The sequence below is a fragment of the Betaproteobacteria bacterium genome (assembly GCA_016720925.1).
Lineage (GTDB): Bacteria > Pseudomonadota > Gammaproteobacteria > Burkholderiales > Usitatibacteraceae > UKL13-2.
Window position 1 is genome coordinate 336,615 of sequence record JADKJR010000036.1, and the last position, 20,116, is coordinate 356,730.

A 20,116-nucleotide genomic window follows, 5' to 3' on the forward strand; every position below is an offset into this window, starting at 1 on the left:
GCACCGGTGAGCCTTTCGGGCCACAAATGGCTGAAAAGCCGCGACAGCTATAGAGGTTTAGGTCGTCTCCAACTATGGCGAATTGAATTCGTGCATCATGAGCACTCGCCTTGAAAAGCGTCGCGACAGCAGATTCGACACGCCAATAATTCCTGAATCAACGGCACGTCGTAGAAAATCGATATTTGCAGGCCGCCAATTTGTACGAAAATACGAAGGTGGTGACAGGTTTCGCGCTGTCGGGTGAGCGCGCACATTTGTTTTCCCGTTTGGTTTATTACTCATCCATTGGAGATTCCAACATGATTCAACGTTCAAAACTGGCCACGGCCGCTCTTGGTGCCGCCTTGGTCAGTCTGCTTGCGGCATGTGCCACATCGGCGACCGCGCCGTCGTCCAAAGAATCCCAGGTCATTGCACAGACGCAGTCAAAGGACCGGGCCGACGAGGGAGAGACCATTACAGGAAGCCGCATTCCCCGCAAGACGACTGACCGTATTGTTCGGCGCGTGGATGCGGTGGAAATGGAGCGCGAGCGTCCGCCAAGTCCCGGGCCTTCATTTAACTGATCACCCGCGCGGCGGGCATCTCGCGCAATCGTGAATTGGTTGCCGCGGTGCCCGGATGAGGCGCCTACTCGGTTGCAGAGTCCGGTTCCAGCACCGTATAGCCTCGTGCCCGCAGCTTTGCCAGGTATCCATCCGCTGCGACCATGCGTGTGATGGGTAAAGTTGCCAGCGTGACCATGTTTTTTGCGAGTGCCGCATCCGCTGCAGTCAGCCAGGTATTTTCAACTTGCGCGGCGATATCTTGCATGCCGAGGGTCTTCATGAATGAAGCGTTGCGTATGGCTTCCTCGCAAGCCGCCCGCTGGTCGGTCGCGGGCAGCTTGCGAATCGCATCAATGTCACCCTTGGCCCAGGCATTGGCGCGCGTTCGCATGGCATCCAGATCGTTCTCGATACGCTCAACGGTCTTCGCCAGGCAATCGAGGTCGGCGAGCCGCGACGATTTGAGCTGGTTTATCGCGGCGCGCGGCTCACTGATCGCCGGGTAATACGAGACGTCGGTCGTTTTTACTTTGTGCTTCTTTGCTGCGTCGCTAATCGCCGTCCAGACAGGGTTGTTTGAGGTCATTCCCAATTCTTCGATGGCCCTCCGATACAGGTGCAACGCTGCAAACATCGGACGCCAGCGCTCGATATCGTTTTCTTCGTCGTCGATCTTGTATTCGCCGATGTATTTGTTGCGCAGTAATAGCCAGCGTTTGTAAAGATCGGCGGGCACGACGTCGCGGAGCGTCGCGCCATCGGGATTCTTGCGGGCATCCATGGCGGAGGGAATGAGGAACAGTGCCGTGAAGAAGCCAATCTGTTTGGTGGAAACCGAAACGGATGGCTGGGTGAGGACTTCCTGCGCTTGCGCGACGATTGCCTCAACGCCTTTGGCGCGCCACGTCATTTTTTTCGGAACGGGCGTCTGGGTGCCGACAATCCACAGCACATGATCGCCTTTTGATACCCGCCACATGCCTGGACCCGGTTGCTCGCCGCTGACGATCATTTTTTCCAGGACAACTGGCGCCGGCGTATGGTCGGACTGCGCGTTTGCGGGTCCAATGCCGGGCACACAGAGCGCACACGCCATCATGAACATGCGGATTTGCATTGTTACTCCTCACGAGGACTGCTTGTTTTTGTAGTCTACAGACTAAGCAAAGGCGGCGAAGTTCAACGATGCCATGGCGATAGCGGATTGCATGCAGGCTGAAGCAAAGCTCGTACAGGTTTCTTCATCGCAGGGTTTTGCGATTAAAGTATGGGCCATGGACCCGTGGAAATCCGAGAGCAATCCTGGCAAGCAGACGGCGCTGGCGCTGGGATGCATGGTGACTGGCATTGTCTTGGTCGTCGGCTTCCGGCACTTTCATGGCCCGGGCATGACGAATAGCCTGGCAGGGTTTCTATTGGGAATGTTCCTGCTGGTCATCGGCGCCGCCGCTTTCCTCGTAAAAGGGAAGCAGACGGTAATTGTCGATCCAAAAGCGCGCCGCATTGTGATTGAGGACTCGAACGCGCTTGGAACAAAGAGACGGATGATTCCATTCGTCGATATCGTTGATACCGGTATCGGGTATCTCGGCAAGCGGTCCAACCTGGTCAACTTTTACTACATCGTCCTCAAGCTTCGAAATGGCGACAATTACTCGCTGTTTGCACCGGGACGATTTTTTGAGGGCGCGTCGGACCGGTCCGCGATGGAAAGCCGGCGGCAGCGCCTTGAGGTATATCTCAGGCAGTAACGTGGCGTGTTGCGGCGATAAAAACCCGTGTTTTCAATCGTTCCAGGAAAGGTCGTTCGACGCACAGTTCAAGGCGATGTGCTTGTTCGATTCACAGCCTTTGATGGTCTTCCATCGGTCATTCTCGGTGGTCCAACCGAGGCGCGTTCCGGGTGCGGTATCAGGATAAGCGCCAACCCGCCGTTGCGCCAGTTTGCGCATGGAAAACTCTGAAAGGATCGGGCGGGAATCCTCGGCAGAAGATTGGTGGCGGCTGCCAGTCTGGCCGTTTGTAGTCACTGAATTCGACAACTCGTCGTCGTACGCATGCGCCCTTGCAGGACGAACCAGATCGGCAGCGTGTTTGCGGGGAGCCTGTCCCAGCATTTCATCTACTCTTGCAGAAAGCGACTTGGCAACGGTTGTTGGTTCGATTTTGGGAACGAGATACATCAAAGTGGCCTCCTGATGCAGGGATCCATGACGGACTAGCCACTTTATCGGCGCGCAAGGCAATTACTTGACCGGTGGGAAAATGCGTAACTAGACGGACTCCGGGTAGCGCTTGAGGTGCTTTCAAAAGAGGCCGCGCACGAACTCTGTGTGCAAACTCAATGGCGAATCCTTGAGGTATGTCAAAAACTGATTACATAACGAGCGCAAACTCTTTCGTTGCAAACAAATTCAGCCAACAGGAGACTTCAGCATGAACGATGCATCGCGTGAATCGCCCCGTGGAGTACAAGTACTGCACGACCCGCTACTCAACAAGGGCAGCGCCTTTACGGAGGCCGAACGTGATGCGCTGGGCCTGCGCGGCTTGTTGCCGCCGCATGTCCATACCCAGGATGAGCAGGCAGTCCGCGTCCTGCAGCACATGCGCAACCTGGCGGATCCGCTGGAGAAATTCATTGCGCTGAATGCATTGCACGACCGCAACGAGGCGCTGTTCTTCCGTGTAATTTGCGATAACGTCGATGAGATCCAGCCGCTGATTTATACGCCGACGGTTGGGCTCGCCTGCCAGCGGTTCGGACACATTTTCCAACGTCCGCGCGGTATGTTCATCAGTATTGAAGATCGCGGCCGTATCGCCGAAGTCCTGCGCAACTGGCCTCTCAAGGCCGGCATTATTGTAGTGACGGATGGCGAGCGCATTCTCGGCCTCGGAGACCAGGGCGCGAACGGCATGGGCATTCCGGTCGGCAAGTTGTCCCTCTACACGGCTTGCGCGGGGGTGGATCCGGCGATCTGCCTGCCGGTGACGCTCGACATGGGCACCAACAACGAAACGTTACTCAATGATCCGTATTACGTGGGCCTGCGCCGCCATCGTGTGACTGGCCCGGCTTACGATGAATTGATTGAGGAATTCATCACGGCCGCGCATGAAGTGTTTCCGAACGTCATTATCCAGTTCGAGGATTTTGCGAACCACAATGCATTTCGCCTGTTGCAGAAGTATCGCGACCGGATTTGCACGTTCAATGACGACATTCAAGGCACGGCGGCGGTCGCGGTCGCCGGCGTGCTGTCAGCGCTACGTATCAAGGGGACCAAGCTCGCCGACGAGAAAATCCTGTTCTTCGGCGCGGGAGAAGCGGCCACCGGTATTGCCGACCTCATCGTGGCGGCGCTCGTCGCCTCGGGCATGAATCTGGCGGATGCGCGCAAGCGCTGCTGGTTGGTCGATTCAAAAGGGCTGGTGGTGAAATCGCGCGAAGGGCTTCCGGCGCAAAAGCTGCCGTATGCACATGACCATGCGCCCGTGGGAGATTTCCTGACGGCGGTGAAAACGCTTCGGCCGACCGGCATCATTGGCGTCGCGGCGGTTGGCGGTACCTTCACGCCGGAAGTGTTGCGCGCGATGACCGATTGCAATGTGCGACCGATCATTTTCGCCTTGTCCAACCCGACCTCGAAAGCGGAATGCACCGCCGAACAGGCCTACACGGCCACCGATGGACGCGCCCTGTTTGCGTGCGGCAGCCCGTTCGCGCCGGTGCCGGTGGGCGCCAAGACGCTGGTACCGCGTCAAGGCAACAATTCGTATATTTTCCCGGGTGTCGGGCTGGGGGCGATCGCGTCCGGCGCCACCCGTATCATCGACGAGATGTTCCTTGCCGCTGCCAATACGCTGGCCGCGCAAGTCACCGAAGCCGACCTCGATCAGGGCAGCCTCTATCCGCCGCTATCGAATATTCGCGAAGTATCCGCACAAATCGCGGCAGCGGTTGCCGAGGTGGCGTACGAGCGTGGCCTTGCCACCAAGCCACGGCCCGCGAACATGCTCGAATACGTAAAAAAGCAAATGTTCGATCCGCATTATTCGAAATAGATTTGCGGACCTGCGTGCTTTCGCGTTCATTGTCTCGCCAGGAATGAACGCAGCTTCCCCGCGTGAGCGGGGAAGAACTGCCGTGACAATCGCGACAATCGCGCAATTGCAAATAGCAGCTTGGTGTGTCCGAAGTACCACCGCTCGGGCAATTCAGGATTGCGGTTGACCGTAACCCCGGCTAAGCTGCGCTTGTCGCGCGGTGTCTGCATCACGGTGCCTGCATCAATATCACTCCGCGATGGGCCACGCAAGTTGGCTACACATAAATCTAGCCACGACAACGTGAGTTCGCGCCATCCATCCGCATCCTCGTCCAGCATGCGCAACCCTGCTTATCCATTGCGGAGATCACGTTAAATGGCCAGCCATCCCGTCACGATCCCTGAACCCTTCATTTCGGCCGACACGCATATCGCCGAATTCACCTTGCGCGCGGTCGTGCTCGGCATTTTGCTCGGCATGGTTTTCGGCGCATCGTCGCTTTACCTGGTGCTCAAAGTGGGGCTGACGGTGAGCGCGTCGATTCCGGTTGCGGTGATCGCCATCACGCTGTTTCGCTTGTTTTCAAAAGCGGGCGGGCGCGATTCCACCATTCTCGAAAACAACATCGTGCAGACCGCCGGTTCCGCGGGGGAATCGATCGCGTTCGGCCTCGGTGTGACCATGCCGGCGATCCTGATACTCGGCTTCGATCTGGAGATTGCGCGCGTCATGCTGGTGGGCGTGCTGGGCGGATTGCTCGGTATCCTGATGATGATTCCGCTGCGCCGCACGCTGATCGTCGCGCAACACGACAAGCTCAAGTATCCAGAAGGCACGGCCTGCGCGGAAGTACTCAAGGCCGCCGAGTTGTCCAAACGCGCGACCGACGCGAGCAATGCAGCCGGTGCGAAGGACGTGTCGGCCACTGCCAGCCGCGCGGGCGTCATTTTTGCGGGCTTCGGTATTGGCCTTCTATACAAGGCGCTCAACGTCGCGTTCAAGGGCTGGAAGGATGTACCCGAGACCGTCTTTGGCGCGCCGCTGAAGGGCGGCTCGGTCGGCTGCGAAATTTCTCCCGAACTGCTCGGTGTGGGTTACATCATTGGCCCGCGTATCGCGTCCATCATGTGCGCAGGTGGCGTGCTCGCGTATCTGCTGCTGATTCCGCTCATCAAGTTTTTCGGCGACGCGCTGGCGATTCCGCTGGCGCCGGGCGTCAAGCTCATTCACGACATGAGTCCCAACGAGATCCGCGGCGCGTACGTGCTGTATATCGGCGCGGGCGCGGTGGCGGCGGGCGGCCTCGTCAGCCTCGTCAAGGCGCTGCCAATGATCTGGCACAGCCTCAGCGAGGGCTTGAAAGGTTTTGGTGGCGGGGCCAACGGAAAGGCAACGGCTACCAAGCGCACCGAACAGGATATCCCGATGAAATGGGTGCTGGTCGGCGCGCTGGCCATTGTCGCGATCATCATGCTGTCCGCGCCGCTACACATGAACCTGCTGGGCGCGTTGATGATCCTGGTATTCGGCTTCCTGTTCTCCACCGTCTCCTCGCAATTGACCGGCGAGATCGGCTCGTCGAGCAATCCCATTTCCGGCATGACGGTGGCCACACTGCTGTTTACGTGCCTCATCTTCCTGCTGGTCGGCTGGACCGGCGGGCCGTATTACGTGACGGCGCTGTCGGTGGGTGCCATTGTCTGCATCGCTTCCAGCAACGCTGGCACCACCTCGCAGGATTTGAAGACCGGCTTCCTGATCGGCGCGACGCCGCGATTGCAGCAGTACGCTATCCTCTTCGGCGCGCTCGCCTCCGCCGTGATACTCGGGCCGATCCTGCTGAAGCTGAACGACGCCGCGACCGTGTATGTGCCCGCCGCACAAGTAGCGCCGGGGCTGCATACAGACGCCGCAAAGCTCGTTGAGACCGCCACCATTCAGGGGCCGCAAGCCGCGCAGGATGCCCGTACTTATCGCGTGTGGCACAAGACCGATATTGTCGGTGGCCCGGCAGGAAAATATCTGGTGGATGACGCGGGCAACGCGGTGTATCTGGTGGATCCGGGCATCAACGGCGCGCACAGCAAGCGTCCCGATGGCAGCGAAGTGCGCAAGTACGACGCGCCCAAGGCGGTGCTGATGTCGTACATCATCAAAGGCATTCTCGACCGGCAATTGCCGTGGGCACTGGTGATGTTCGGTGTGATGATCGCGCTGATCCTGGAAATGGCCGGCGTGGCGTCGCTACCGTTTGCGGTGGGCGTGTACCTGCCGATTTCGTCTTCGCTGCCGATCTTTGTGGGCGGCGCGGTGCGCTGGCTGGTCGATCGGCGGCGCAACAAACAATCCCATTACGCCAACGCCAGCGAAGAGGAACGTATCGCGGCGGGTGATCGCAGCCCCGGCGTGCTGCTGGCCTCGGGCTATATTGCCGGTGGTGCGCTGGCCGGCATCATCATCGCGTTCACCGCCGGTGTGCTGACCGACTTCGACAAAGCCGCTAACGATTGGTCGATGGCCAACAATCCGTTTTTTGAGGGTGGGAATGCGGATCTGCTGTCGCTGTTGCCGTATTTGCTGCTCATTGTGTTGCTTTACTGGACGGGAAGAGAAAGCAGATAAATCGAAGGCGAAAGTCTAGCACTGGTGAGGTGTTTGGGGCGTTTGTGGCTGTAAATGCGCGCCAGTGCTGGTGTTTGATGTGGAAAATGGTGTTTCTTTTCGTTGGCCTTACCAAGAAACCCGCTGCACTATTTCGTAACACTGTTGGCGGCGGTGTTATGCCGCGAGCGTGGTGATAGGGTGTTGTTCTGCATGAGTGTTGATCCCCTTTTTCCACAGCATGATTGGGAAAAGCGCGGGACGGTATGTGGGTGCCGCGCTCCCTAAATTCGTTAGGTAAATGTGATATGGAATATTCAGTAGCAAAGGCAAATTGCCTCCTCGGCAAGCGGGTTGTTGTAAGTTTGCGCCACATCGGGCAAAACAACCAAGAAACCTATAGCGGTCTTTGGGGGGTAATCGACTCTGTTCATGAGAATGGGTTGCTCTTAAAAGTTGAAGGGGGGATTGACGAGACTTTCTGGATGCTTCCCCCCGACTTAGATGCTTTGCAACCGCCGTCCAAAAAGTACTATCAATTGGATGGGCACGACACGATAGTTACTGACGTTGACTATGAAGCCTATTTCAGTATTGCCGATTCAGTAGAACGACTTAATTCAAGGCGCTGACTCAGTGCCTTCCAACCCATCATAATTTACACCCACGGGGTGGCAGACTTCACGTTATCAGTGCCCGTTTCGCTACGCGACATGAAAGGAAAACACATAAAGAAGGTTGACGAAATGCGTGCCGAATATCGGCGCGAGGAGCTTGGAAAAGGTGTGCGCGGCAAGCACTATGAGGAGTTCAAGAAAGGTAGCAACCTCATTTTGCTGACGCCGGAATTGTCATAGATTTTCCCTGCCAATGAAGCGGTCAATACGGCGTTGAGTTCATTGGTTGGTGTGGCGCGTTCGGCCACTGGCCTGACATCGCGTTCAAGCGGACGCGTTACAAAACGGCGCGCTGCATAACTCGTTCGTCATGTAGCAAGCGCGGAGATGGGGTATATGTTCATCAATGTGTATTGGTTCTTTTTCCACAGCAGGGTAGGGAGCCGCGCGGAATCGTACGCAGACGCGGTGCTGCTTGCATTGAGTTAGGCCTCAGTGAATGCCAAAACTCATCTCAACTGACGTAGGCGTCATCATCGACGGCGTATCAGTTCCTGGGTACGTCGACGAGAAAGTGTGCGCAAGTTGCAATCAGTTACGGATTTATCACGCAACCTATGACACGTACTTTTGTGCCAGCTGCAATCAATGGCTGGAGAATCAATGTAGCGACCCAAACTGTATCTACTGTTCAAGCAGGCCAGCTGTTCCTATTCCAACGACGGCCTAAGTTTGCGTTCAAACGCACTCCACTGGGTTGGGGACGTGCCAACAGCGGCGCATTTCTTGGCTAGAACTAGGCCGGACGCAATTTCCCAATGGAAAAAACTACCCCACGCATCGGTGTCGGTGTCATCGTCTTACGAGAGGGTCTGGTGCTTCTTGGCAAACGCATCGGCTCCCACGGCGCCGGATCCTGGGCGCTTCCCGGTGGGCACCTTGAGTTTGGTGAAACCATTGAACAATGCGCGGCGCGTGAAGTACTGGAAGAGACGGGCCTTGTCATCCAGTCTCCCACGCTCGGCCCGTTCACCAACGACATCTTCGCGAATGAGGGCAAACACTATGTCACGCTGTTCGTCATGGCCCAATGCGCGATCGGTCTGCCCGGAGCTTCGTGAGCCAAGCAAGTGCGCCGCCTGGCAATGGTTCAGATGGTCAGCGCTGCCGGAACCGCTGTTCCAGCCGTTGGCAACTTTGCATCGTACGGGGTTCGTTCCGCAGATTGCGGCGTAGTTCTTCTGTCAATCTTCCGTTGAGCGGGCTTTCAAAGTCTAGCACTGGTGCGGCGTTCGGGCCAATAATGGCTTGAAAAGCGCGCCAGTGCTTGAGTTTAAGCGGCAACCGGGATTGATCCGGTCATAAAAAGCACAGTCAAAGCTCTTCTCGCTTGGGAGAAGGATTGGGATGAGGAGTGGTATTAGCCGTCAATGAAACCCACTCACTTGCAGTGCACATATTCCGCTACATCGGAATACCGCGCGAAGGGCGCGGAGCATGCTCCGTGAATTCCCCATTTCGCCTCTCCGCCCTCTCCCCGGGGTAGAGGGGACCATACCCCGCGAGATTGCCCGCCGCTGCCTTACAATTGCAGCATGACTGACTACATCATCGTCGGCGGCGGCTCCGCCGGTTGCGTGCTCGCGGCGCGCTTGAGCGAAGATCCCGCCGTTCACGTTACGCTGCTGGAAGCCGGGCCCGCGGATAAAAGCGTCTTGATCCATTGCCCGGCGGGACTCGCGCTGATGGCGCAGACCGGACAAGCTAACTGGGCGCTTGAAACGGTTCCGCAGCCCGGCCTCAATGGCCGCCGCGGCTACCAGCCACGTGGAAAGGTGCTCGGGGGTTCAAGTTCCATCAATGCCATGGTGTATACGCGCGGCCATCGCAGCGACTACGACGAGTGGGCTGCGCTGGGCAATCCGGGCTGGTCCTACGATGAAGTCCTGCCTTATTTCAAGCGCGCCGAACACAACGAACGCGGCGCCGATGCATTTCACGGCGTGGGTGGGCCGCTGAATGTGATGGATCTACGCAGCCCGAATCGATTCAGCCCGATCTTCGTGGACGCGGGAAAGCAGGCGGGATTTCCGGCCAATCGCGATTTCAATGGCAGTGAGCTGGAAGGTGTCGGGCTCTACCAGGTGACGCACAAGAACGGCGAGCGATTCAGCGCGGCCAAGGCCTACGTCACCCCGAACCTTTCGCGGCCGAATCTCGAGGTTATTACCAGCGCGCACGCCACACGCATCCTTCTGGAAGGCCGGCGCGCCGTCGGTGTGGAGTATCGCGTCGGCGGGGCATTGCAGCAGCGGCGCGCGCGGCGTGAAATATTGGTGTGCGCGGGCGCATTCCAGTCGCCGCAGCTACTGATGCTGTCAGGAATCGGGCCTGGCACACAACTCGCCCGGCATGGCATTGCCGTCGTGCATGACCTCGCGGGCGTGGGCGAAAATCTGCATGATCACGTCGATACCGTGCTCGTGTACAACGCGCCACGACTCAAGGATTTGTTTGGCCTGTCGCTGCCCGGCGCCTGGCATGCGCTGAAAGGGATTTTTGAGTGGAGTACTCACCGCCGCGGCATGCTCACCACCAATTTTGCGGAGGCGGGCGGCTTCATCAAGAGCCGGGCGGATGAGCCAATACCCGATCTGCAACTGCATTTTGTCGTTGGCAAACTGGTGGATCATGGCCGCAAGATTGCGCTGGGGCACGGCTTTTCCTGCCATGTTTGCCTGCTGCGTCCGCTCAGCCGCGGCCGCGTTACGCTCACCAGTGCCGATCCGCTCGCGTCACCAGCAATCGATCCCGATTTCCTCGGCAATCCGGATGACATGGCGCGATTGATTTGCGGATTCAAGCTGACACGCGGCATTCTCAGCCAGCCCGCACTGGCGCAATTCGGTGCGATTGAGCTGCGGCGCTCCGGCGGCGCGAAGTCCGACGCGGAAATCGAAGCCTTCATTCGCGGACAAGCCGATACGATTTATCACCCGGTCGGTACGTGCCGAATGGGGCCGACCGACAATGATGTGGTCGACGCGCAATTGCGCGTGCGCGGCATTGAGCGTTTGCGGGTGGTGGATGCTTCCATCATGCCGCGTGTCGTCAGCGGCAATACCAATGCGCCAGTGATCATGATTGCGGAAAAAGCCGCCGACATGATCAAGGCACATATCCCCTGACGCCGCCCTCACGGGCATGGCAAGACCGGTTAGAACGGCTTTGCGTTCCTGACTGCGTCGTCGTGAGCTTGCTTCCCCGCGACCAGGCTGGATGTCTGTTCGCCAACGATGGCGGTTTTGCAGGTCGCATCGGGCGACTTGCCGGCAGTGGCGACGCTCTTTACCTGTTTGTTGGGGATGTCGAGCGTCAGCGTGCGACTCACGCATGGCTTCTGCGCGACCTTGGTCCGAATTTCGCTTTCGGTCCATGATTCGATGTCAAACACCGTCTGCGCGGTTTCCAGGAGCCCGCCTTCATTGACCGAAACCTGTGCCGACGATTCCATGCACTGCATTCTGGATTTGACGCAGTCGATCGTGGCGGTTTGCAAGTTACCCGTTGCGGCATCCTTCGACACCCAACTGCCGCCCGCCTGCACCTGATTCACCTGATCGACATCGGCCGTCACGATGAACCAATAAGCGGGCAGGACAACGGGCGCCGCGCGCAGGATCTTGAGTTCCCGCCACGTGAGCGTTGCATAGATGACGAGTACGGAGACGACGATGATCTCGGCCAGGCGGATCATTTTTCGCAGCGCGGGGCGGTCGTGGAGAAAGTCGTTTTTCATAAAGTGAAACATACTCCTGTTTGTTGATTACCGTCTAGTAGATGATGCCGACCAGCGCGCCGCAAGACAAGGTCGCCAGCGATCCGGCTACCAGACTCTTGTAGCCCAGGTCGATGATGTCCGCTCGCCGCTCCGGGCAGATAGTACCGAGGCCGCCGATCATGATGCCGATCGACGCAAAATTGGCGAATCCGCAGAGCGCATATACCATGATGACGCGGCTCCTGACCGAAAGCGCGTCCGGAGACAACTTCGCGAGATCGAAGAAGGCGATGAACTCGTTGAGCACGGTCTTGGTGCCCATAAGCGATCCGGCGGCTTGCGCTTCGTTCCAGGGGATACCGATCAGCCACACTACCGGCCGCATGATCCAGCCGAGGATGCCCTGCAGTGTTGGCGCGACATCCTTGGCAAACGGCAGGCCGAGGATCATGTTGGAAAGCGCAATCAGCGCGGTCAGCACGATCAGCATGGCCGCAACATTGATATAGACAGCGACGCCATCCACGGTGCCTTGGGTGACGGCATCCATCACGCTGCTGGTGGGATTGGTGGTGGGGATGCCGCCTTCGGTGCCCGGGCCTTCGTGCGGAACCATCAGCGCGGAAAACGCCACGGCCGCCGGGGCGCTGATGAAGGACACGATCAGCACATGACCGATCGCATCCGGCACCACCGCCGAGAGGATGATGCCGTACAGCACCATCACTGTGCCGGCGACGCCCGCCATCCCGCCCGCCATGGTGATGAATAATTCGCCGCGCGAAAGTTTCGCGAGATAAGGCCGGATGAACAGTGGCGCCTCCACGGTTCCCAGGAAGATATTCGCCGCGGTCGAGACGCCGACCGCGCCACCGACCCCGATGGTTTTCTTCAACGCCCAGGAAAACGCGGTGACGATCACGGGCAGGATGCGCCAATAAAACAGTAGCGACGATAGCGCCGATACCACAATAATGACTGGCAGCGCCATCGTCATCGCGATAAAAGTGCTCCTGCCTTCCTCGACCTTGAACGGCGCATCGGCCGGCGAACCGGTGGCGCCCAGATAGCCGAATACGAACTTGGTGCCCTCGCGGGTGGCGGCGGCAACGCCGTTAAGCGCATCGTTGAGCGCCGCCGAGGCCTCCTTGAACCAAGGGAATTTGAACAGCAGCACGAACATCACTATTTGCAGAATGATCGCGCCGAAGACTGTGCGCCAGATGATCGAACCGCGCTTTTCGGAGATCGCAAACGCGAACGCGAACAGCAAGATGAAGCCGATTAGGCTTTGCAGGGCGGGCGGCATGGGGTCTTGCTCCTGTGGACAAGAAAGGGAATGAACGCGCGATTGAATCGGCGCATTGTACCGGGGAGTACATGGGCACGTTGAAGACGGATTTGCGCGGAGCATCAGACATTCCGCGTACAATTGGATACCGAGCCCAAGCAATTGCGGCCCGGTATTTTTTTTGGCCGGCCCCGATCCAAGCGCTCACCTGTTACCTCTACAGCCTTTGGAGCTTGGAACATCATGGAAATTTTTGACTACGACAATATTTTGTTGTTGCCGCGCAAATGTCGCGTGGAGAGCCGTTCGGAATGTGACGCAGGAGTAGAACTGGGTGGCCGCCGCTTTCGACTGCCTGTCGTGCCCGCCAATATGAAGACGGTCGTGGATGAAACCATCTGCACCTGGCTGGCGCAAAACAGCTATTTTTATGTGATGCACCGGTTCGATCTGGACAACGTGCAATTCGTAAAATCCATGAAAGCGCGCGGCCTGTACGCCTCGATTTCGCTGGGCGTCAAGAAACCGGACTATGCCGCCGTGGATTCCCTTCTGGCGTTCGGCCTTATTCCGGAATACGTCACCATCGATATTGCCCATGGGCATGCGGATAGTGTGAGGGAAATGATTGGCACCCTGAAGGCTAAAATGCCTTCCACCTTCATCATTGCCGGCAATGTGGCCACACCCGAGGCCGTGATCGATGTGGAAAACTGGGGCGCCGATGCCACCAAGGTCGGCATTGGCCCCGGCAAGGTGTGCATCACCAAGCTCAAAACCGGCTTCGGTACCGGCGGCTGGCAGCTGTCTGCCGTCAAGTGGTGCGCCCGCGTGGCGACCAAGCCCATCATTGCTGACGGCGGCATCCGTGACCATGGCGACATTGCCAAGAGCATCCGCTTTGGCGCAACGATGGTGATGATCGGCTCCCTGTTGGCGGGGCACGAAGAAAGCCCGGGACAGACGGTCGAGGTCGACGGCAAGCTGTACAAGGAATACTACGGCTCGGCCAGCGACTTCAACAAGGGCGAGTACAAACATGTGGAAGGCAAGCGCATTCTGGAGCCCATCAAGGGCAAGCTGGCCGACACGCTGATCGAGATGGAGCAGGACGTGCAAAGCTCCATCAGCTATTCAGGTGGCAAGAAACTCCTGGACATCCGCAAGGTGAACTACGTCACGCTGGGTGGCGACAATGCTGGCGAACATCTGTTGATGTGAAATTGTGGCGTGACGACCATGCGTGCACTATTGCAGAAATTGTTCAGAGAATTTTGGGTTGCTTATGAGTTTGGATAGGCCAACCCGGTCATCGGCCCATTCGGCAGTTCAGCAGCCCGTCTACACGCCCGCGACGGTATCAGTTTATTGGCGGGATTTCTGGGCCACATTTGTGCGCTGGCCGTCTTTGCCGCTTCCGGGGCCGGACGAGGTCGCCGGTTGGGATTCAGTGCGCGCGCAAGTCGACAGCTTGATCGCCGGCGAAACCCGGCCGGCGACGGCGGAAGCGCTGAATCTGGTGACCCGAAGCGCGAAACGAAATGGCGTACCGGTGATCGAGCTCGGCATGGCAGGTCGCGCTCGCGGCGATCGGATTCTGATGTTCCTTCACGGCGGCGCATACACGTTTCAGTCCGCGGGTTCCACGCTATTCGCCAGCGGAATGCTCGCCAACGCGACCGGCCTGCCGGTCGTGTCCGTCGATTACACGGTGGCGCCGCGAGGCAAATGGAATACCGTGACTGACCAGGTCATCGCGGTTTACCAATCTCTCTTGAATGAAGGGTACGCGCCCGGCTGCATTGGCTTGCTTGGCGAATCGGCTGGGGGCGGACTTGCATTGGGTGCGACCTTGAAGATGCGCGATCAGGGCTTGCCGCTGCCCGGGGCGCTGGTGTTGTGGTCGCCGTGGGCGGACATCACTGCGACCGGTGACACGACCGTCACGCTTGCGCCAGCCGATCCGATCCTTGACGCTGTTTCGTTGCAGGCGTCGGCAGACGCATACGCGCCGCGCGAGGAACAACGAAACCCCTATGTGTCGCCGGTATATGGCGATTACGCGAAAGATTTCCCGCCCACGTTGATTCAGGGAGGAACGAAGGAGCTTTTCCTGAGCCATTTCGTTCGTCTATACCAGGCGATGGACGCGGGTGGTCGCAACACAACGCTCGATCTGTACGAAGGCATGCCGCACATATTCCAGGTGATCGGCGCGGAATCGCCTGAGGCGCAACGGGCGGTCCGCAAGTCCGCGAAATACCTGACAGATCACCTTCGTCGAAAATAAAAAGGCCGCTCACCGGGCTGAATGCCTAGCTTGCGGCCTCGCTTGCGAAATCCGGCGATTGCACTCCCGGAAATGATTGCGGCATCGACGCTGGCGCGTCGATGCCGCTTTCTTCATTCAGCGCGGATCAGAACTGCGCTTTGAACTGCGCGCCAAAAATGCGCGGTTCGTTGGTGAAGCCGGTCAGGTTATTGAAGTCGATGCCACCCGTTAGCCGGACCTGGTTGGCAATATTGCGGCCGTATGCCGCGACTTCATACTTGCCGTTGCCCCAGATGTACCCGAGACGCAGTCCACCTTCGGTGAGCGATTTGCTGGTGAACTCAACGGAGTCGTACAGGAAGAAATTGACCTTGCTGCGATAAACCCAGTCGGTGTACGCGTACCACTCGCCGTCCTTGGTCGGGATGCTGTAACGCAAGGTGACGTTGAGGTTTTGCTTGGGGGCCTGTGGCAACTGGTTGCCGTCGATCAATGCCAGTCCGCCGGCGGTACGCGGGTCCGTGACCTTGCAAGCCGCGCAAACGGCGACTGCCAGGGTCGGGTCCTTGATCTTGGCGTCATTGAAACTTGCGCCAACCGTCGCCAGCAAGTTGGGAGAAAGATACGCCTGCAAATCCAGCTCGAAACCCTGACCCTCGGTCTTTTTGGCGTTGAGCAGGATGTTGGCGTTGGCCGCGCCGCCGACAGCCGTCAGTTGTTGGTCCTTGATCTCGTACTTGAATACGCCGAAACTCAAGCGCGCCTTGCGATCGAAAAGATCTGCCTTGACGCCGGCTTCGAATGACGTGCTGGTTTCGGGTTTGGCGACTGACTGGTTGTTGAACGCGCTGGCACCCTGCACGCTGGCGGCCCGGAAGCCGTTCGCGACGCGGGCAAACAGCTTCACGCCTCGATCGAGCGCATACGTACCGCTGACATCCCAGCTCAATTTGTTGTTACTGGGTGATGCGCTCAGCGGACCGGCAGCCCTCAACGCCGCAAGCGTCGGCAAGGTGCCGAACACGTCGCTCGAATAATCCTCGACATTGAAGTTCTTCTTGTCACGGGTGTAGCGAAGGCCCCCACGCAGATCCAGCGCCGGGCTGACCGCATAGTCAACGGCCGTGAACACGGCAATCGCATCGTTCTTCTGACGCACGCGCTCATATCCATTTCGTCCACCGGCACTGAACAACGAGTCGTAGCTGATGCTTTCCACCGTGTAATCTTCATTGAAGTAATACAAGCCACCTTGCCATTTCAGCGGACCCTTGAGGTTTGACTCAAGCCGCAGTTCCTGGGTGAATTGCGAATGCTTGGGAAGGCCGTCGGAGGTCTCGGAAGAGAAGGGAATAAAGCCCGGCCCGGAAGGCGGTGCAAACACGGCGCCGTAGCCACCGTCGATATCGCCGCGCGCGAAACTGGTCAGCGATTCGTAGCCGGTGATCGAGTGGAGGGTAAAGTCATTCAGCGTCCAGCGCAGGCGGATACTGCCGCCTTCGGTCTTAAGCCAGGACTCATTCCTGCCATCGTGGGAGACTTTGTTGTAGTCGAAACCATCGACGATATCGTTCGTGCCCGGCTTGATGACATTGGCGCGGAACAGGCGCGCACTGCCCTTCAGGTCGCGTGCATGAACATTGAACAGGGCGCTGAAGTCCTTGCCGGGTTCGTACAAGAACTGGAGTCGGGCGGCATTGTCGTCGTAGTGATCGAAGTCCTTGGTCGGCCCATTCACGGAGTTGTGCACAAAGTCATCGCGGTGCTGCGCCTGAACGGAGAAACGCATCGCCCAGTCCTTGTTCATTGGGACGTTTACGGCCCCTTCGAGCGCATTGGTGTTGTATTTGGCAACTGACAGATTCAGATAGGCTTCCTGCTGCTGCCGGGGCTTGACCGAATCGAACTTGACCACGCCTGCCGGAGAATTGCGGCCAAACAGTGTTCCTTGCGGCCCGCGCAGGACTTCGATCTGTTCGAGGTCGAACATCGGGAAACCCTTGAGGATCGGATTCTCCTGCACCACATCGTCCAATACGAGTGATACCGGTTGCGAGGCGTTAATGCGAAAGTCGGTATTGCCGTAGCCGCGCAGGTAAAAACGCGGAAATGCACGTCCATAAGACGATTCGATATTCAGGCTTGGCACCCGTCCGGAGAGTGCGCGCACATCCTGTCCGCTCGAATTGATCACATCAAGTGCCTCGCCGCTCACGGTGGAAATGGAATTAGGCACGTCGTTGATATTTTCCGAACGTCGTTCTGCCGTGACGTTTATCGTTTCCAGCTTGCCATCGACCTTTGCAGAGGACTTGGACTCTGCGGCAGTGGACTGTGCGAAAGCCGAGGGCACGGTCAGGATGGCCGCCAGCGACAGGCCGAATGCCAGTGAACGCGGCGAGCAGGCCGCAGCAAGAATTTTCTTTTTCATGGACAGTTCCCTTGGAAAAATGTTGCGTTTCAGTAGTGGCCCCGAGAGCAGCCGTCCCTTCTCCGGTGACGTGCTGACCAGCGATTCTATGCTTTGTTGCCCGGATTCCTAGCGGTTGCCGGCAGGCTGTCGCGAAAACGCAACATTTGTCGCGCAAACTGTCATTTCAGTGTCATGTTTACCCTCGACAGGGGGCATTTTCCTGCCCAACCCGTCATTCCACACCGTGAGATTGCGCCACGGTGGTGCCGAAATGGCCTCTGGCGCCTTGTTTTTTGTCGCGCAGGCACGCCATTTACGGCCGATACCGCAATTGATGCGCGGGACGGTTGACCCACCTCAATAATGCCCGCCGTTTGCCGTATATGCTTGTACATATAACAAGATTCAGGGCCACTTAGATGCAAAAAAAACTTCTTCCCCATGCGCTCATCGGGCGCCAGTGTGAAGCCGTGCCCGCTTGGTTGCGTACGCGACGACAAGTTGGTACACCTTCGGTAGTTGATTCTTTGAGGTTTTGTGGCGGTGCATCCGGCGTGGAAGTGATGGTGCGCGATGCAAACTGATCTGTCTCCCAAAGCTGATCTGCAGGCCCGGCGTCTGCACCAGATGACCTCATCCATCGAGGCGCTTAACGCCCGCATCGCCAGCCGTATCGCTCAAGAGTAATGACGAAGTGGTCCGCGTACTGAGCCGGCCTCCGACCTTGGCTGTGCCGCATGAGCGGCGGACTGCCCTCGATCCTGGCGACGAGCCCCGAATGGGCCGGGCACCTGACCGCCGCACCGCCCACAAATGGGAAGAACTCCGCGGCCTGCTGGTCCTGCGTTACAGTATTCAATCGCGTTACGTGGAAGAGGTTGGCGTTGTCGCGACACACCAGATACTGGTTGAAGCGGAAGAGCACCTGATCCGCAGGGGTTTCAACGCGGGTGACGACGGCATCGATCTGGACCGTCTGGGTAACGGGCTTTGATACCGTCATTCCACGCGGAAAGCAGAGCATTAAGGCACCCAATCAATTTTTCCTGGTAAAAACATGACGACATTCCAACAACCCTTTGCACCCGTTTCCCCAAAAAAAGAAAACCACATGAATTTCACGATGAACACTGATCTTATTGAAAACGTTACGTATGACGAAATTAGCCTGGGCCAAAGCTCGCGCATGTTGCGCACGCTGTCCCTCGCCGACATCCAGGCATTTGCCGCCGTGTCGGGCGACACCAACCCGGCACACTTGAATGCCGAATATGCCAACGATACGTTGTTTCATGGGGTGATTGCCCACGGCATGTGGGGCGGCGCATTGATTTCGGCATTGCTCGGCACGCAATTTCCCGGGCCGGGCACCATTTACCTGGAGCAAGTGTTGCACTTCACCAAACCCGTTCATATCGGAGACACGCTGACGGTGACGGTGAGAGTATTGAGCAAGGACAACGCCAAAAGTCGGTCGAACTGGACTGCCAGGTTGTCAATCAGAAAGGGGAGCGGGTGCTGCACGGCACCGCCAAGGTGTTGGCCCCCACGAAGAAGGTTCGTCTGCCGCGCGTCATGGCGCCGCAAATCCAGTTGTTTGACCCGCAAGCCCGTTTCAAGGAGTTGCTGGCGCTGAGTGACGGACTGCCCGCGGTGCGTTGCGCCGTGGTGCACCCGTGTGATGAAGGCTCGCTCAGCGGCGCCATTGACTCAGCGCGCTACGGTTTGATCGTGCCCGTACTGATCGGTCCCGAAGTACGCATCCGGCATCTTGCCCAGGAGGCCGGTATCGATCTGACGGGCGTCGAGATCGTGCCGGCCCCACACAGTCACGCAGCCGCGGAGAAAGCGGCGGACATGGCCGTCAGCGGTGACGTGGAAGTGCTGATGAAAGGCAGCCTGCACACGGACGAACTTATCCACGCCGTACTTGCCCGGCCATCGTTGCGAACCGGACGGCGCATGTCGCACGTATTTCGCTTCGACGTGCCGTTGTACAGCAAGCCGCTATTGATTACCGATGCCGCACTCAACATCCATCCCACCTTGCCGGAGAAGGTGGACATCATCCAGAACGCGATCGACTTTGCGCGAATCATGGGCGTCGAAATCCCCAAAGTCGCCATATTGTCGGCCGTGGAAATGGTAAATCCCAACATTCCGTCCACGCTGGATGCCGCCGCACTGTGCAAGATGGCGGACCGGGGTCAGATCAAAGGCGGCATCCTCGATGGCCCGTTGGCTTTTGACAATGCCATTTCGGCGCACGCCGCGCAGGTCAAGCACATCGAGTCTGCCGTGGCGGGGGAAGCCGACATTCTGGTTGTGCCTGACCTGGAGTCCGGCAACATGCTGGCCAAGCAACTGGAGTACCTTGCCGGGGCCACGGGTGCCGGTCTCGTGCTCGGAGCACGAGTGCCAATTGCCCTGACCAGCCGTGCCGATGGCCCGATGAACAGGGTGGCGTCGGCGCTACTGGCGCAGCAGGCGGCGTTCAATGCACGGCGCGACCACCCCCGCGACACCTGGTAGGACCG

The 20,116-nt window shown here is 58.3% G+C and carries 16 protein-coding genes and 2 pseudogenes; 12 read left to right on the forward strand and 6 right to left on the reverse strand.

Features of this window, described 5'->3' with window-relative positions; genetic code table 11:
- Positions 1-185 precede the first annotated feature (185 nt).
- On the forward strand, positions 186-569 hold the full coding sequence (locus tag IPP88_24265) for a hypothetical protein (protein ID MBL0125643.1): 384 nt from the start codon (positions 186-188) through the stop codon (positions 567-569).
- Between the two features lie 64 nt (positions 570-633).
- Here IPP88_24265 and IPP88_24270 read toward each other — a convergent pair whose 3' ends face one another.
- Positions 634-1,668, reverse strand: a complete 1,035-nt coding sequence (locus IPP88_24270; GenBank protein MBL0125644.1) for a TraB/GumN family protein — start codon at positions 1,666-1,668, stop codon at positions 634-636.
- 73 nt (positions 1,669-1,741) lie between these two features.
- Here IPP88_24270 and IPP88_24275 point away from each other — a divergent pair, with 73 nt between their 5' ends.
- The gene (locus tag IPP88_24275; protein MBL0125645.1) at positions 1,742-2,302 is read left to right on the forward strand and encodes a hypothetical protein; all 561 of its coding nucleotides are present in this window, start codon (positions 1,742-1,744) and stop codon (positions 2,300-2,302) included.
- A 33-nt stretch (positions 2,303-2,335) separates the two neighbouring features.
- Here IPP88_24275 and IPP88_24280 read toward each other — a convergent pair whose 3' ends face one another.
- Positions 2,336-2,734: a hypothetical protein gene (locus IPP88_24280; protein MBL0125646.1), complete on the reverse strand. Its 399-nt coding sequence runs from the start codon at positions 2,732-2,734 to the stop codon at positions 2,336-2,338.
- 253 nt (positions 2,735-2,987) lie between these two features.
- Between IPP88_24280 and IPP88_24285 the strand changes: the two genes are divergently transcribed.
- Positions 2,988-4,619 (forward strand): NAD-dependent malic enzyme, encoded by a 1,632-nt coding sequence (locus IPP88_24285; protein ID MBL0125647.1) that lies wholly within the window; start codon positions 2,988-2,990, stop codon positions 4,617-4,619.
- Positions 4,620-4,645: 26 nt separating this feature from the next.
- On the opposite strand, the gene IPP88_24290 is transcribed toward IPP88_24285, so the two are convergent.
- Positions 4,646-4,942 carry a hypothetical protein gene (locus IPP88_24290; protein MBL0125648.1) on the reverse strand — a complete coding sequence of 99 codons (297 nt, stop codon included), beginning with the start codon at positions 4,940-4,942 and terminating at the stop codon, positions 4,646-4,648.
- A gap of 37 nt (positions 4,943-4,979) precedes the next feature.
- Here IPP88_24290 and IPP88_24295 point away from each other — a divergent pair, with 37 nt between their 5' ends.
- From IPP88_24295 to IPP88_24315, 5 genes and pseudogenes are all read left to right on the forward strand, one after another.
- A complete protein-coding gene (locus tag IPP88_24295; protein ID MBL0125649.1) occupies positions 4,980-7,226 on the forward strand; it encodes an oligopeptide transporter, OPT family in 2,247 nt (748 codons plus the stop codon).
- Between the two features lie 287 nt (positions 7,227-7,513).
- A complete protein-coding gene (locus IPP88_24300; protein MBL0125650.1) occupies positions 7,514-7,837 on the forward strand; it encodes a hypothetical protein in 324 nt (107 codons plus the stop codon).
- 81 nt (positions 7,838-7,918) lie between these two features.
- The gene (locus IPP88_24305; GenBank protein ID MBL0125651.1) at positions 7,919-8,062 is read left to right on the forward strand and encodes a hypothetical protein; all 144 of its coding nucleotides are present in this window, start codon (positions 7,919-7,921) and stop codon (positions 8,060-8,062) included.
- 578 nt (positions 8,063-8,640) lie between these two features.
- A pseudogene (locus IPP88_24310) lies at positions 8,641-9,058 on the forward strand (NUDIX domain-containing protein).
- A 359-nt stretch (positions 9,059-9,417) separates the two neighbouring features.
- Positions 9,418-11,010, forward strand: coding sequence for a choline dehydrogenase (locus tag IPP88_24315; protein MBL0125652.1), 1,593 nt, complete (start codon positions 9,418-9,420; stop codon positions 11,008-11,010).
- A gap of 29 nt (positions 11,011-11,039) precedes the next feature.
- On the opposite strand, the gene IPP88_24320 is transcribed toward IPP88_24315, so the two are convergent.
- Positions 11,040-11,621 (reverse strand): hypothetical protein, encoded by a 582-nt coding sequence (locus IPP88_24320; GenBank protein ID MBL0125653.1) that lies wholly within the window; start codon positions 11,619-11,621, stop codon positions 11,040-11,042.
- 34 nt (positions 11,622-11,655) lie between these two features.
- Positions 11,656-12,912, reverse strand: a complete 1,257-nt coding sequence (locus IPP88_24325; GenBank protein MBL0125654.1) for a nucleoside:proton symporter — start codon at positions 12,910-12,912, stop codon at positions 11,656-11,658.
- Between the two features lie 225 nt (positions 12,913-13,137).
- Between IPP88_24325 and IPP88_24330 the strand changes: the two genes are divergently transcribed.
- Entirely contained in the window at positions 13,138-14,115 is a 978-nt protein-coding gene (locus IPP88_24330) for a GMP reductase (GenBank protein ID MBL0125655.1), read from the forward strand.
- A gap of 172 nt (positions 14,116-14,287) precedes the next feature.
- Positions 14,288-15,184, forward strand: a complete 897-nt coding sequence (locus tag IPP88_24335) for an alpha/beta hydrolase (GenBank protein ID MBL0125656.1) — start codon at positions 14,288-14,290, stop codon at positions 15,182-15,184.
- A 127-nt stretch (positions 15,185-15,311) separates the two neighbouring features.
- On the opposite strand, the gene IPP88_24340 is transcribed toward IPP88_24335, so the two are convergent.
- Positions 15,312-17,597, reverse strand: coding sequence for a TonB-dependent receptor (locus IPP88_24340; protein MBL0125657.1), 2,286 nt, complete (start codon positions 17,595-17,597; stop codon positions 15,312-15,314).
- A gap of 760 nt (positions 17,598-18,357) precedes the next feature.
- Between IPP88_24340 and IPP88_24345 the strand changes: the two genes are divergently transcribed.
- The gene (locus IPP88_24345; protein ID MBL0125658.1) at positions 18,358-18,573 is read left to right on the forward strand and encodes a hypothetical protein; all 216 of its coding nucleotides are present in this window, start codon (positions 18,358-18,360) and stop codon (positions 18,571-18,573) included.
- A 117-nt stretch (positions 18,574-18,690) separates the two neighbouring features.
- A pseudogene (locus IPP88_24350) lies at positions 18,691-20,111 on the forward strand (bifunctional enoyl-CoA hydratase/phosphate acetyltransferase).
- Positions 20,112-20,116: the final 5 nt, after the last annotated feature.

Bases quoted from the DNA above. Each gene is read 5' to 3' on its own strand.
- IPP88_24270 (MBL0125644.1), bottom strand. From the start codon at position 1,668: ATGCAAATCCGCATGTTCATGATGGCGTGTGCGCTCTGTGTGCCCGGC.
- IPP88_24275 (MBL0125645.1), top strand. From the start codon at position 1,742: ATGGCGATAGCGGATTGCATGCAGGCTGAAGCAAAGCTCGTACAGGTT.
- IPP88_24280 (MBL0125646.1), bottom strand. From the start codon at position 2,734: ATGTATCTCGTTCCCAAAATCGAACCAACAACCGTTGCCAAGTCGCTT.
- IPP88_24285 (MBL0125647.1), top strand. From the start codon at position 2,988: ATGAACGATGCATCGCGTGAATCGCCCCGTGGAGTACAAGTACTGCAC.
- IPP88_24290 (MBL0125648.1), bottom strand. From the start codon at position 4,942: ATGCTGGACGAGGATGCGGATGGATGGCGCGAACTCACGTTGTCGTGG.
- IPP88_24295 (MBL0125649.1), top strand. From the start codon at position 4,980: ATGGCCAGCCATCCCGTCACGATCCCTGAACCCTTCATTTCGGCCGAC.
- IPP88_24300 (MBL0125650.1), top strand. From the start codon at position 7,514: ATGGAATATTCAGTAGCAAAGGCAAATTGCCTCCTCGGCAAGCGGGTT.
- IPP88_24305 (MBL0125651.1), top strand. From the start codon at position 7,919: ATGAAAGGAAAACACATAAAGAAGGTTGACGAAATGCGTGCCGAATAT.
- IPP88_24315 (MBL0125652.1), top strand. From the start codon at position 9,418: ATGACTGACTACATCATCGTCGGCGGCGGCTCCGCCGGTTGCGTGCTC.
- IPP88_24320 (MBL0125653.1), bottom strand. From the start codon at position 11,621: ATGAAAAACGACTTTCTCCACGACCGCCCCGCGCTGCGAAAAATGATC.
- IPP88_24325 (MBL0125654.1), bottom strand. From the start codon at position 12,912: ATGCCGCCCGCCCTGCAAAGCCTAATCGGCTTCATCTTGCTGTTCGCG.
- IPP88_24330 (MBL0125655.1), top strand. From the start codon at position 13,138: ATGGAAATTTTTGACTACGACAATATTTTGTTGTTGCCGCGCAAATGT.
- IPP88_24340 (MBL0125657.1), bottom strand. From the start codon at position 17,597: ATGAAAAAGAAAATTCTTGCTGCGGCCTGCTCGCCGCGTTCACTGGCA.
- IPP88_24345 (MBL0125658.1), top strand. From the start codon at position 18,358: ATGGGCCGGGCACCTGACCGCCGCACCGCCCACAAATGGGAAGAACTC.